10 protein-coding genes and 3 pseudogenes are annotated in these 12,293 nt (G+C 67.4%); 12 read left to right on the top strand and 1 reads right to left on the bottom strand.

Going from position 1 to position 12,293, the window contains the following annotated elements:
* The 12 genes and pseudogenes from OR16_RS08995 to OR16_RS09050 all read left to right on the top strand — a co-directional run.
* On the top strand, positions 1-270 hold a 270-nt coding region (locus OR16_RS08995), incomplete at its 5' end, for a recombinase-like helix-turn-helix domain-containing protein (RefSeq protein WP_006157658.1).
* A gap of 111 nt (positions 271-381) precedes the next feature.
* Positions 382-1,443, top strand: a complete 1,062-nt coding sequence (locus OR16_RS09000) for an aromatic ring-hydroxylating oxygenase subunit alpha (protein WP_006157659.1) — start codon at positions 382-384, stop codon at positions 1,441-1,443.
* Positions 1,436-1,923 (top strand): annotated as a pseudogene (locus OR16_RS09005) (SDR family oxidoreductase). The gene OR16_RS09000 and the pseudogene OR16_RS09005 overlap by 8 nt, the downstream one beginning before the upstream one ends.
* Positions 1,924-1,939: 16 nt before the next feature.
* The gene (locus OR16_RS09010) at positions 1,940-2,476 is read left to right on the top strand and encodes a cupin domain-containing protein (protein ID WP_006157660.1); all 537 of its coding nucleotides are present in this window, start codon (positions 1,940-1,942) and stop codon (positions 2,474-2,476) included.
* Positions 2,477-2,543: 67 nt separating this feature from the next.
* Positions 2,544-3,374 (top strand): IclR family transcriptional regulator, encoded by an 831-nt coding sequence (locus OR16_RS09015; protein WP_006157661.1) that lies wholly within the window; start codon positions 2,544-2,546, stop codon positions 3,372-3,374.
* A 5-nt stretch (positions 3,375-3,379) separates the two neighbouring features.
* Positions 3,380-4,183, top strand: coding sequence for an SDR family oxidoreductase (locus tag OR16_RS09020; protein WP_006157662.1), 804 nt, complete (start codon positions 3,380-3,382; stop codon positions 4,181-4,183).
* Positions 4,176-5,910: pseudogene (locus OR16_RS09025) on the top strand (thiamine pyrophosphate-binding protein). Before OR16_RS09020 ends, OR16_RS09025 begins: the two are co-directional and overlap by 8 nt.
* A 12-nt stretch (positions 5,911-5,922) precedes the next feature.
* Positions 5,923-6,729 (top strand): aspartate dehydrogenase, encoded by an 807-nt coding sequence (locus tag OR16_RS09030; RefSeq protein ID WP_006157663.1) that lies wholly within the window; start codon positions 5,923-5,925, stop codon positions 6,727-6,729.
* Between the two features lie 22 nt (positions 6,730-6,751).
* Positions 6,752-8,069 (top strand): annotated as a pseudogene (locus OR16_RS09035) (aldehyde dehydrogenase family protein).
* A gap of 51 nt (positions 8,070-8,120) precedes the next feature.
* Positions 8,121-9,083 carry a VOC family protein gene (locus tag OR16_RS09040; protein WP_006157664.1) on the top strand — a complete coding sequence of 321 codons (963 nt, stop codon included), beginning with the start codon at positions 8,121-8,123 and terminating at the stop codon, positions 9,081-9,083.
* An 84-nt stretch (positions 9,084-9,167) separates the two neighbouring features.
* A complete protein-coding gene (locus OR16_RS09045) occupies positions 9,168-10,124 on the top strand; it encodes a PDR/VanB family oxidoreductase (protein WP_006157665.1) in 957 nt (318 codons plus the stop codon).
* Positions 10,125-10,412: 288 nt separating this feature from the next.
* Entirely contained in the window at positions 10,413-11,708 is a 1,296-nt protein-coding gene (locus tag OR16_RS09050) for an MFS transporter (protein WP_081488728.1), read from the top strand.
* A 70-nt stretch (positions 11,709-11,778) separates the two neighbouring features.
* On the opposite strand, the gene OR16_RS09055 is transcribed toward OR16_RS09050, so the two are convergent.
* Positions 11,779-12,291, bottom strand: a complete 513-nt coding sequence (locus OR16_RS09055; protein WP_050982927.1) for a MarR family winged helix-turn-helix transcriptional regulator — start codon at positions 12,289-12,291, stop codon at positions 11,779-11,781.
* Positions 12,292-12,293 lie beyond the last annotated feature (2 nt).

The following is a 12,293-nucleotide window of genomic DNA, read 5'->3' on the forward strand; positions in this document are numbered from 1 at the left end:
CGGGAGCGTCCGGCTCCGAACAATGTCGCCGGCAAGGGCCACATCGAGCAGCCCGGCAAGGTGGCCAACATCGTGTGGCAGACCCGCGCCGCGGTGCCCACCGCCTATGAAGACGCGCTGGGCGATGCGCTGGAGGCCGCCTTCGAAGCTGGCGCGAAAAGCCCCGAAGACATCGTGCGCGCGTTCAACCAGGCTGGCTTGCTGGGCGCGGATGGCCAAGCCTGGACGGAAGCGCGCTTCCTCGCGGAAATGCGCCGCCTGGGCGCCTGAAGCTGACTGGCAACGAACGAACAACAACGCGGTTGCGTCGCGACGGGCAGCGAAACCAAACGCTTCCCCTGGAAACAGCGATCCGATCCGGTACCCGCAAGAGAGCAAACAATGGAATCGAACAAGCAAGCGCGTGCTGAGGCGCGCCTGAACACCGGACTGCATAACTACTGGTATCCGGTATCGGCAGCGTGGGCGGTCACGCATGCACCGATCGGCATTACCCGCCTGGGTCAGAACATCGTGCTGTGGCGCGATGGCGAAGGCCAGGTGCATGCGCTGGAGGATCGCTGCCCGCACCGCGGCGCGCGCCTGTCGATGGGCTGGAACCTTGGCGATCGCGTGGCCTGCTGGTACCACGGCGTGGAAGTCGGCGGCGATGGCCAGGTCAAGAGCGTGCCGGCGGTGGACAGTTGCCCGCTTGAGGGCAAGACCTGCGTGCGCAGCTACCCCGTGCAGGAAAAGGCCGGCGCCATCTTTTTGTGGTTCGGTGAGCGCGCTCTCGCCGAAGCCGATGCGCTGCGCCTGCCGGAAGAACTGGAAAGCGACGAGCACACCGACTTCCTGTGCGTGGCGCACTGGGACTGCAACTACCGCTACGCCATCGACAACGTCATGGACCCGATGCACGGCGCCTACCTGCACGCGGTGTCGCACTCGATGGCCGCCGGCGAAAAGCAGGCCGTGATGGCCGTGCGCGAGACCGATACCGGCCTGGTGTTCGAGAAGACCGGCCAGCGTGGCGTGAACTTCGACTGGGTGGAGTTCGGCGAGACCGGCACGATGTGGTTGCGCCTGGCGATTCCTTATCGCGCCAAGGTGGGTCCTGGCGGCCCGTTCGGCATCGTCGGTATCGCCACGCCGGTGGATGAGGAGCACTGCATGGTGTTCTTCTGGCGCACCCGCCACGTGCAGGGCTGGGAGCGCGATGTCTGGCGCTTCCTGTATCGCAACCGGCTGGAAGGCCTGCACTGGGACGTGCTGGAGCAGGACCGCGTGGTGCTGGAAATGATGGCGCCGAACGCGCGCGAGCATGAAATGCTGTACCAGCACGATGTTGGCATCACCCGGGTGCGCCGCTTGCTGCGCCGCCGCGCCGACCAGGAAGTCGCGGATGAGCCGGTCGCGATGCTGAAGCCGGCAGGCGCGGCCGGGGTGGCAAACCATGCCTGAGATCGATCGCCACAACCTGCTGGCCGGCCGCCGCGTGCTGGTGACCGGCGCGGCGCGCGGGCTTGGCCTTGCGTTTGCCACCGCGATTGCCGAAGCCGGCGCCGCCGTCGCCATGGCGGACATCCTCGCAGACCGCCTGCATGAGGAAGCGGCCGCGCTGCAGGCCCGCGGGCTGAAGGCGCTGCCGTTTGCGCTCGACCTGGGCAACCCCGAATCGGTGACGGCCTGCGCCACCGCCGCGGCAGCCGGGCTGGGCGGCCTGGACGGCCTCGTCAACAATGCCGCGGTGAGCTGACCCTGGTGGAGGCAACCGAATACGTGCCCCAGAAGAGGCGCGACCTCTATCGCGAGCAACGCGCGATTTCCCGCGAGCAGCTACCCGAGGATGTATCCGGGGCCGTGCTGTTCGCCCTCTCCGACCTGTCGCGCTTCGTGACGGGCCAGACGCTGGCCGTCAACGGCGGCTTCGTCATGCACTGAGCTAGAAGGAATCCAAATGAGCGATCTTTCCCAACAAGACAACATCAAGCGTTCCTGGGAGCAGCCGTCCGGCGCTTCCTTCGACCAGTGGATGGAGAGCCGCGTCGCGCGCTTCTCCACCCGCCGCTACGACTGGGACGCGCTGAAGTTCCAGGCTGACTACGATCCCAAGTACCGCCGCGCGCAGATGCGCTACCTCGGCACCGGCGGCACCGGCGTGGCCACCGATACCAACACCGTGCCGTCCGAGAACTTCACCTTCTCGACCATGATCATCCCGGCCGGCCACGAAGGCCCGTCGCACCTGCACACGGATGTCGAAGAAGTCTTCTTCGTCATGCGCGGCAAGATCAAGCTGATCCTGGAGAAGGACGGCGAGCGTTTCGAAACCATCCTGACCGACCGCGACCTGGTGTCGGTGCCGCCGGGCGTGTACCGCGAGGAAATCAACATCGGCGAGGAAGACGCGCTGATGTGCGTGATGCTCGGCGCCAAGAAGCCCATCACGCCGACATACCCGCCCGAGCATCCGCTCACCAAGGTCAAGCGCTGAAAGCGAAAAGCCGGCGCGCCAAAGCAACCGTGGCCGTGCGCCGGACCAACTGAAACACAAACCTCTCATGACTCAAGAACGCCTTCCGGAAGACAGCCAGGACAAGTACATCGTGCCCGGACTGGAACGCGGCCTGCGCCTGCTGGCCGAGTTCAGCCGCCGCGACCGCGCCTTGTCCGCGGCGGACCTGGCGCGCCGGCTCAAGGTTCCCCGCTCAACCGTGTTCCGCTTGCTGGCCACGCTGGAGTCGATGGGGTTTGTCGAACGCACCGACGGCGGGCGCGACTACCGCCTTGGCATGGCCGTGCTGCGGCTGGGTTTCGAGTACCTGGCCTCGCTGGAGCTCACGGAGCTGGGCCGCCCGCTGCTGGACCGGCTGCGTGACGACATTCGCTACCCGTGCAACCTGGTGGTGCGCGATGGCCGCTCGATTGTCTATGTGGCCAAGTCGGTTGCGCCCACGCCGTTCAGCAGTTCGGTCACGGTCGGCACCCGCCTGCCGGCGCATGCCACCGTGCTTGGGCGCGTGCTGCTCGAGGACCTGACGCTGGCCGAGTTGCGCCAGCTCTATCCCGAGCCGCGCCTGGAGGCATTCTCGGCCAGCACGCCGGGTACGGTCGAGGAACTGTTCGAGATGGTGCAGCGGGATCGCGAGCGGGGGGTAGTCCTGCAGGAGGCCTTCTTCGAGGCAAGCATTTCGACCATCGCGGCGCCGGTGCGCGATCGCAGCTGCAAGGTGGTGGCGGCGCTGGGCGTGACCATTCCGGCTTCGCGCATCGATCCGGCGCAGCTGGACACGATGGAAGAGAAAGTCAGAGACACCGCGGGCGAGCTGTCTCGCCTGCTGGACTACCGGCCGCGCGAGCACGGCAAGGTGGTCAACCTGTATCGGGAGTAAGGACGATGTCCATGATTGAACTCGACGGCAAGGTTGCCGTCGTCACGGGTGGATCCTCGGGCATCGGCCTGGCCACTGTAGAACTGCTGCTGGAAGCGCGCGCCGCGGTGGCGCTGTGCGGGCGCAACGAAGCGCGCCTGCGCGACGCGCAGAGCCGGCTGCGTGCACGCTTTCCCGAAGCCCGCCTGTTTGCCGCCGCGTGCGACGTGCTGGACCCCGCGCAGGTGGCAGCGTTTGCCGCGGCGAGCGAGGCCGCGCTCGGCCCGGCCGACATGCTGGTCAACAACGCCGGGCAGGGGCGCGTTTCCACTTTCGCCAGCACGGAAGACGCAGCATGGCTCGAAGAGCTGCAACTCAAGTTCTTCTCGGTGATCCATGCCACGCGTGCGTTCCTCGCGCAGCTGGAGCGTTCGGACAGCGGCGCCATCGTCTGCGTGAACTCGCTGCTGGCCGTACAACCCGAGCCGCATATGGTCGCGACCTCGGCAGCGCGTGCCGGCGTGCATAACCTGGTGCGCTCGCTGGCCACCGAATTCGCCCCCAAGGGCATCCGCGTCAATGGCATCCTGCTCGGCCTGGTCGAGTCGGGCCAGTGGCGCCGACGTTTCGAAGCGCGCCCGGAAACCGAGCGCGACCTCGACTGGGCCGCATGGACCGCGCGCCTGGCGCAGCAAAAGCATATTCAACTTGGCCGTCTTGGCCTGCCGCAGGAAGCCGCCCGCGCGATCCTGTTCCTTGCCTCGCCGTTGTCTTCGTACACCACGGGCAGCCATATCGATATTTCCGGAGGACTTTCCCGTCATGCGTAACGAACAACAACAAGTCACGGTCGGCTATGCCATCGCCGCCTTCCTCGAACAATGCGGCGTCAAGGCAGCGTTCGGCGTGATCTCGATCCACAACATGCCCATCCTCGACGCGATGGGCGAGCGTGGCAACATCCGCTTCGTGCCCGGCGCGGTGAAGCCGGCGGCACCAATATGGCCGATGCCTGCGCCCGCACCACGGGTGGCCTGGGCGTTTGCCTGACCAGCACCGGCACGGCTGCAGGCAATGCCGCCGGCGCCATGGTGGAAGCGCTCACCGCCGGCACGCCGCTGCTGCACCTGACCGGCCAGATCGAAACGCCGTACCTGGATCAGAGCCTGGCCTACATCCACGAGGCGCCGGACCAGCTGACCATGCTGAAGGCCATCTCGAAGGCCGCGTTCCGCATCCGCAGCGCCGATACCGCGCTGAGCACCATCAAGCTCGCCGTGCAAACCGCGCTGACCGCGCCGAGCGGCCCCGTCAGCGTGGAGATCCCCATCGACATCCAGGCCGCGCTGATCCCGATGCCGACCGACCTGCGTCCGCTGGCGATTCCCACCCACGTGCCCTCGGCCCACGCGCTGGACGAACTGGCCGAGCGCCTGGCCAAGGCCAAGCGCCCGCTGCTGTGGCTGGGCGGTGGCGCCCGCCACGCCGGCGCGCAGGTCAAGCGCCTGCTGGCGCTTGGCTTTGGTGTCGTCACCAGCACGCAAGGCCGCGGCATCGTGGCGGAAGACGATCCCCGCTCGCTGGGTGCCTTCAACCTGCACAAGCCGGTGGAGCAGTTCTATCAGACCTGCGACGCCATGCTGGTGGTGGGCTCGCGCCTGCGCGGCAACGAAACCCTGAAGTACGAACTGAAGCTGCCACGCCCGCTGTTCCGCGTGGATGCCGATGCGTCCGCCGAAGGCCGCTGCTACCAGAGCGACTACTTCGCCAGCGGCGATGCGGCGCTGGCACTCGACGGCCTGGCCGACACGGCCTGGCCGACCGCCTGGAAGGCAAGCTCAAGGTGGACCCGAACTTCGCCGCCGACCTGCGCAGCGCGCATGAAGTCGCCATGAGCGGCCTGATCGACGGCCTGGGCCCGTACTCGGCGCTGGTGGAAGCGCTGCAAGGCGCGGTCGGCCGCAATTTCAACTGGGTGCGCGACGTGACCGTCTCCAACAGCACCTGGGGCAATCGCCAGCTGCGTATCTTCGACTCCCGTGCCGGCGTGCATGCGCTGGGCGGCGGCATCGGCCAGGGCCTGGCGATGGGCATCGGCGCTGCCGTGGGCGCGGCAGTGACGGCTTCCGGCAAGAAGACGTTCTGCCTGGCCGGCGACGGCGGCTTCATCCTGAACCTGGGTGAACTGGCTACCGCTGTGCAGGAACGCGCCGACGTAGTCTTCGTGCTGATGAACGACAAAGGCTACGGCGTGATCAAGAACATCCAGGACGCGCAATACGGTGGCCGGCGCCACTACGTGGACCTGCATACGCCGGACTACGCGCAGCTGTCGCAATCGCTGGCCCTGCGCCATCGCCGCGTGAGCGACCTGGCCGACGTGGGGGCCGCACTGGAAGAAGCCACCATCGAACCTGGCCCGTTCCTGCTGGAGATCGACATGTTGTCCATCGGCACCTTCAAGACCGCATTCGCAGGCCCGCCGGTCAACAAGGAAGCCGATGCCGACGCCGAGAAGACCGCACGCGCGGCCGAACGCAGCACCGTGACCGCCTGAGGGAGACGCAACATGCTGCACGTGTCGATGGTGGGATGCGGAGCGATCGGGCGCGGTGTGCTCGAGTTGCTCAAGAGCGACCCCGACGTGGTGTTCGACGTGGTGGTGGTGCCCGAGGCCCAGATGGACCAGGCCCGACATGACGTCTCCGCGCTGGCGCCGCATGCACGGGTTGCCACCTGCCTGAGCCAGGCCGATGGACGGCCCGACCTGCTGGTGGAGTGCGCCGGCCACCATGCGCTGGAAGAACACATCGTGCCAGCGCTGGAGCGCGGCATCGCTTGCATGGTGGTGTCGGTGGGCGCGCTCTCCGAGCCGGGCCTGGCCGAGCGGCTGGAAGCCGCGGCACGGCGCGGCGGCACGCAGGTGCAACTGCTCTCCGGTGCGATCGGCGCCATCGACGCACTGGCGGCAGCGCGCGTGGGCGGGCTGGACTCGGTGGTCTACACCGGGCGCAAGCCGCCCGGCGCGTGGAAGGACACGCCGGCCGAGGCGCTGTTCGATCTCGACGCGCTGACCGAAGCGACGGTGATCTTCGAAGGCACCGCCCGCGAAGCGGCGCGGCTCTACCCCAAGAACGCCAATGTGGCGGCCACGCTGTCGATGGCCGGGCTCGGACTGGATCACACGCAGGTGAAGCTGCTGGCCGATCCGGGCGTGGATGAAAACGTGCACCATGTGGAAGCGCGCGGCGCTTTCGGTGGTTTCGAGCTGACCATGCGCGGCAAGCCGCTGGCGGCGAACCCCAAGACCTCGGCGCTGACGGTGTTCAGCGTGGTGCGTGCGCTGGGCAACCGTGCCCACGCCATGTCGATTTAAGCAGCGCAGCAAGGCAATCATCATGAAGCAAGAGATTCTCCCCATCTGTATCGCAGGCCAGTGGCGCCTGGGCGGCGGCGAACGCTACGCCACGCGCTACCCGGCCACCGGCGAAGTCATCGCGGAACTGAACGCGGCCAGCCTGGACGACGTGGAAGAGGCTGTGCAGGGTGCGCATCGCGCGTTCCTCACCAGCGGCTGGGCCCAGCGCAAGCCGCACGAGCGCGCTGCCGTGCTGCATCGCGTGGCCGACCTGATCCGCGCGCGCGCCGAGCCGCTCGCCCAGCGCCAGCGCCTGGACAACGGCAAGCCCATCAGCGAGACGCGCGCGTTGGTGGCCAGCGCCGCCGGCACCTTCCAGTTCTTCGCGGCCGCCTGCGAGACGCTGGAGGAGACGCTTACGCCCGCGCGTGGTGATTTCCTCACCATGAGCGTGCATGAAGCCATGGGCGTGGTGGCGGCGATCACCCGCCGAGATCACGCCGCTGATGGCGCTGGAACTCGCTGCCATCTGCGAGGAAGCCGGCGTGCCCAAGGGCCTCATCAGCGTGCTGCCCGGCAAGGGCTCGGTGATTGGCGACGCCATCACCAAGCATCCTCTGGTGCGCCGTGTGTCCTTCACCGGTGGCACCACCACGGGACGCCATATCGCCCACATCGCCGCCGACAAGATGATGCCGGTGTCGCTGGAGCTAGGCGGCAAGTCGCCCACCATGGTGTTCGAGGATGCGGACCTGGACCATGCGGTCAACGGCGTGCTGTACGGCATCTTCAGTTCCTCGGGCGAGTCGTGCATCGCGGGCTCGCGCCTGTTCGTGGCACGGTCCTTGTATGAGCCCTTCATGGATCGCCTGGCCGAGGGCGCGGCGCGCCTGCGCGTGGGCGACCCGGCCGACGAGCGCACCCAGATGGGGCCGCTGATCAGCGACCGCCACCGCGACTCGATCGAGTCCTATGTGGCGCTCGGCGTGTCCGAATGTGCGTCCCACGGTGGCGGGTTGCGAGAACGGCTATGCGAGGAAATCTTCGGGCCGGTGCTGGTGGCGATGGCCTTCGACGACGAGGACGACCTGATCGCCCAGGCCAACGACAGCGTGTACGCGCTGGCGGCAGGCGTGTGGACGCGCGATTACAAGCGTGCATGGCGCTTCGCGCGTGCCGTGCAGGCTGGCAATGTGTGGATCAATACCTACAAGCAGTTCTCGATCTCGACGCCGTTTGGCGGCTGGCGCGACAGCGGGCTCGGGCGCGAGAAGGGCCGGCTGGGCATCCTGCAGTACATGGAGCAGAAGAGCGTGTACTGGGGCATGCATGAACAACCGCTGCCGTGGGCTAATTAAGCGAGCACGACGACAATGGACGTTGCACAAGCGACACAGCAGGAGAGGGTAATGAACACGATTCTGGGCATCGACGAGATCGTCTACGGTGCCGACGACCTGGACGCCTGCCGGCGCTTCTTCGCCGACTGGGGCCTCACGCTGGTGCGCGAGGATGAGGCCGGGCTGGATTTCGAGACGCTGAACGGCTGCCGCGTGCTGGTGCGCCGCACCGACGACCCTGCGCTGCCGGCGGCAATGGAAGACGGCCCGACGCTGCGCGAAGTGGTGTGGGGCGTGGACACGCAGGCCGCGCTGGACAAGATCGCGGATGCCATTCGCGCCGAGCCGGGCTTTGTCAGCCTGGGCGAGCGCGTGGGCTGTACCGATCCCAACGGCCTGGCCGTGCGCTTCCAGCTGACCCGCAAGCGCGAGGTCGAAGTCGAGTGCGCCACGATGAACACATGGAACGACAAGCCGCGCATGAACCAGCGCAGCCCGATCTACGAACGCGCCACGCCGATCGAGGTAGGGCACGTGGTGTTCTTCGTCAAGGACGTGGCGGCCACCGAGCGCTTCTACACCGAGAAGCTGGGCTTCGTGCCGTCGGACCACTATCCCGGCCGTGGCGCCTTCCTGCGCTGCGCGCCGGACGGCGGCCACCACGACCTGTTCCTGCTGCAGTTGCCGCAGGCCAAGAGCGGGCTGAACCATGTGGCGTTCACCGTGCGCGATATCCATGAGGTGTTCGGCGGTGGGTTGCATGTATCGCGCAGCGGCTGGGATACGCAGCTAGGCCCGGGCCGGCATCCGATTTCGTCGGCGTATTTCTGGTACTTCAAGAATCCGGCCGGCGGCCTGATCGAGTACTACGCCGATGAAGACCAGCTGGATGCCAAATGGGAGCCGCGTGATTTCGAGCCGGGCCCGACCATGTTCGCCGAATGGGCGGTAGAAGGCGGCCTGGACGGCAACACACGTCGGCAAAAGAACGCGGGCGGCCCCCAGGGCAAGTTCCTGACGGAAAAGCGTTGAGTCCGGCGTAGCAGTGCAGGCAACAAAGGCAACACAGGCAAGACAAGCAACACGAAGCAACACGAAGCAACAGAAGGAAGTGCCATGAGTACCAGCCAATCCCTGAGCCTGCGCGTGCAGGCCATGCGTTTCGAAGCGCGCGGCATCGTCAGCGTGGAACTGCGCGATCCGCACGGGCATGCCTTGCCCGAGTACGCGCCGGGCGCGCATATCGACCTGCATCTGGGCAATGGCCTGGTGCGCAGCTACTCGCTGTGCGGCGCGCCGGAAGCGCGCGACCGCTACGTGGTGGGCGTGCTGCTCGACCGCGGCAGCCGTGGCGGCTCGCGCTACGTGCATGAGCAATTGCGGGTGGGCAGCACGCTCACCGTGGCCGCGCCGCGCAACCACTTCGCGCTGGAAGAGGGTGCGGCCCACACGGTGCTGGTGGCCGGCGGTATCGGCGTGACGCCGATCGTGTGCATGGCGCGTCGGCTGCATGAGCTTGGGCGTTCTTTCACGTTGCTTTACTGTGCGCGTTCGCGCGCGGAAGCCGCCTTCGCGGACGAACTGGCCGCCTACGGCGATGCGGTGCGCATGCACTTCGACGACGAGGCGGGCAGCCCGCCGGACCTGTCCGCGCTGCTGGCCGGGCAAGCCGCCAGCACGCACTTCTATTGCTGCGGCCCGGGCCCGATGCTCAATGCCTTCGAAGCCGCCTGCGCTGGCCATGGCTATGCCGAAGTGCATATCGAACGCTTCGCCGCCGACCCGTCGGTGGCGGCCGTGCAGGACGGCGAGTACACCGTGGCGCTGGCCAGCACGGGCAGCGAGCTGAAGGTGCCGGCAGGCAAGTCGCTGCTGGATGCCTTGCTCGAAGCGGGCATCGCGGTGGAGCACAGCTGCAAGGAAGGCGTATGCGGTTCGTGCGAAACGCGCGTGCTCGAAGGCATCCCCGAACACCGTGACGGCGTGCTCAGCAAGAGCGAGCGCGAGTCGAACCAGACCATGATGGTTTGCGTGTCAGGCTGCAAAGGCAAGCGCCTGGTCCTGGACCTCTAAGCGCGCCACCGCGCGCCGCATCCATCGCGGCGCCAACGGTGGTGGCCATTGCCGGGCGAGTCCGGCAATGCGCCAGCGCGGGGCGGCTGCCTGCCTCGGATACTTTAGAAGAGAAACACCGTGTTGATCCAGAGACAAGAGGCCCCGTTCGCCAGCGCGAACGCCGAGGGTGTGGCGACCCCATCGAGCACTACCACGGCAGGCGGCGGCGAGCGCGCCACTGGCGCCCCCGCGGCAACCACCCGGGGCGAGATCATCGCCCGCATCGAGCGCCTGCCCAGCAATGGCATGCATGTCAGGGCACGGCTGCTGATCGGCCTGGCCACGTTCTTCGATGGTTTCGACGTCATCGCCATCGCCGCCACGCTGCCGCTGCTGATCTCGATGTGGTCGCTCACGCCGGGTCAGATCGGTTTCCTGATCGCGGCGCCGTCCGTCGGGCAACTGATCGGGGCGCTGGTGTTTCCCGCGTTGGCCGAGCGCTTTGGCCGCCTTCACTCGATTGGCTGGAGCGCGGGCATCATCGGGCTGATGAGCATCGCCTGCGGCTTCGCGCCCTCGTTCGAGATCTTTGCCTTGCTGCGCATCGTGCAGGGCCTTGGCCTGGGCGGTGAGCTGCCGGTGGCCGCCACGTACATCAACGAAGTGACGCGTGCCCACGGGCGCGGGCGCTTCGTGCTGCTATACGAGGTGGTGTTCCCGATCGGCCTGCTGATCTCCAACGCAGTCGGCGCGTGGCTGGTGCCGCGGTTCGGCTGGACCGTCATGTACTTCATCGGCGGCGCACCGGTCATCCTGTTCTTCATCCTGCGCCGGGCCATTCCCGAGTCGCCGCGCTGGCTGGCGGAAAAAGGCCGCCTGGCCGAGGCCGACCGCGCGCTCGTGGTGTTCGAGTCGCGGGCCAAGGGGCCGCTGGCGCCGCTGGGCGATGTGTCCGCGTACGACGCGATGACCGGCGAGCACCCGCGCCGGCGCGTCCGGGATCTGCTGAGCAAGGCCTATATCGGCCGCACGCTGGCGGTGTGGATGCTGTGGGCGACCTGCGGCTTTATCCAGTACGGGCTGTCGACCTGGTTGCCGACGATCTACAAGACGGTGTATCACGCGCCGCTGCAGCTGGCGCTGAACCTGGCCGCGGGCGCATCGGTGCTCGGGGTGATCGGCTCGCTGGTGTGCGCGATGATTGTCGACAAGGTGGGGCGCAAGCCGGTGATCAACGTCTCGTTCATCCTGTGCGCGATATCGCTGGCGCTGGCCGGCCTGTTCCACGCGGAGTCGGTGTACGTCGTGGCCGGGCTCTGCGCGCTCTCGCTCGGCTTCCTGGCGAGCGGCTTCATCACGGCCTACGTGTACACGCCGGAGCTGTATCCCACCAGCATCCGCGCCATGGGTTGCGGCTTTGGGGGCGCGTGGCTGAAGCTGGCGGCGATCTTCGCGCCGACGCTGGTGGCCAGCACGATCGGCTCGGGCAATCTCAGTACCGCTTTCTACGCGCTGGCCACGGTACCGTTCGTGGCCGCGCTGACCATCCACTTCCTAGGCATCGAAACCAAGGGCAAGGTGCTCGAGCAACTCGAGGCCTGATCCCGCGACGCACGACATGAAGCCCGTGGCAGCGCCAGCCGCCACGGGCTTTGTTCGTTCTCCCGCGCGCTTACTCGCCCCCGCCGGCGTCGCCGCGCCCGGGCGTCACGCACAGGCCGTGCAGCTTCCTCAGCGCCTGGTACATCGCGCGGCGCTCTTCCGGCTCCAGCAGCCGGATCACCTCCGCCTGGCCCTTTCTGGCCAGCGGCATCACTTGCTCATGTAGCGCCAGGCCTGCCGCCGTGATGCTGCAGACCAGCCGCTTGCGCGGTGTGCTGCCCTCGGCATCCAGCTTGACCAGTCCGCGGTCTTCCAGCAGCCGCAGCGTGCGGCTTACCAGCGCCTTGTCCAAGGTGGATTGCGGCACCAGCTCGGCAAAGGGCAGCCGCCGCGCGTGCGCCAGCAGTGCCAGCAGGCGCCACTCGGGCACCGTTAGCGCGAACTGCTTGGCGTAGGGCAGCGTGACGGTGCGCCGCAGGGCGTTGACCAGCTGGCTCAGCATCGTCGTCAGGAAGTCGTCGACGTCGAGCCCGCTGCCTTGCTCGTCCAGCTCCGCCCAAGGGCAATCGGTTTCCAGGAGCATCG

This window comes from Cupriavidus basilensis OR16 (assembly GCF_000243095.1).
Lineage (GTDB): Bacteria > Pseudomonadota > Gammaproteobacteria > Burkholderiales > Burkholderiaceae > Cupriavidus > Cupriavidus basilensis_D.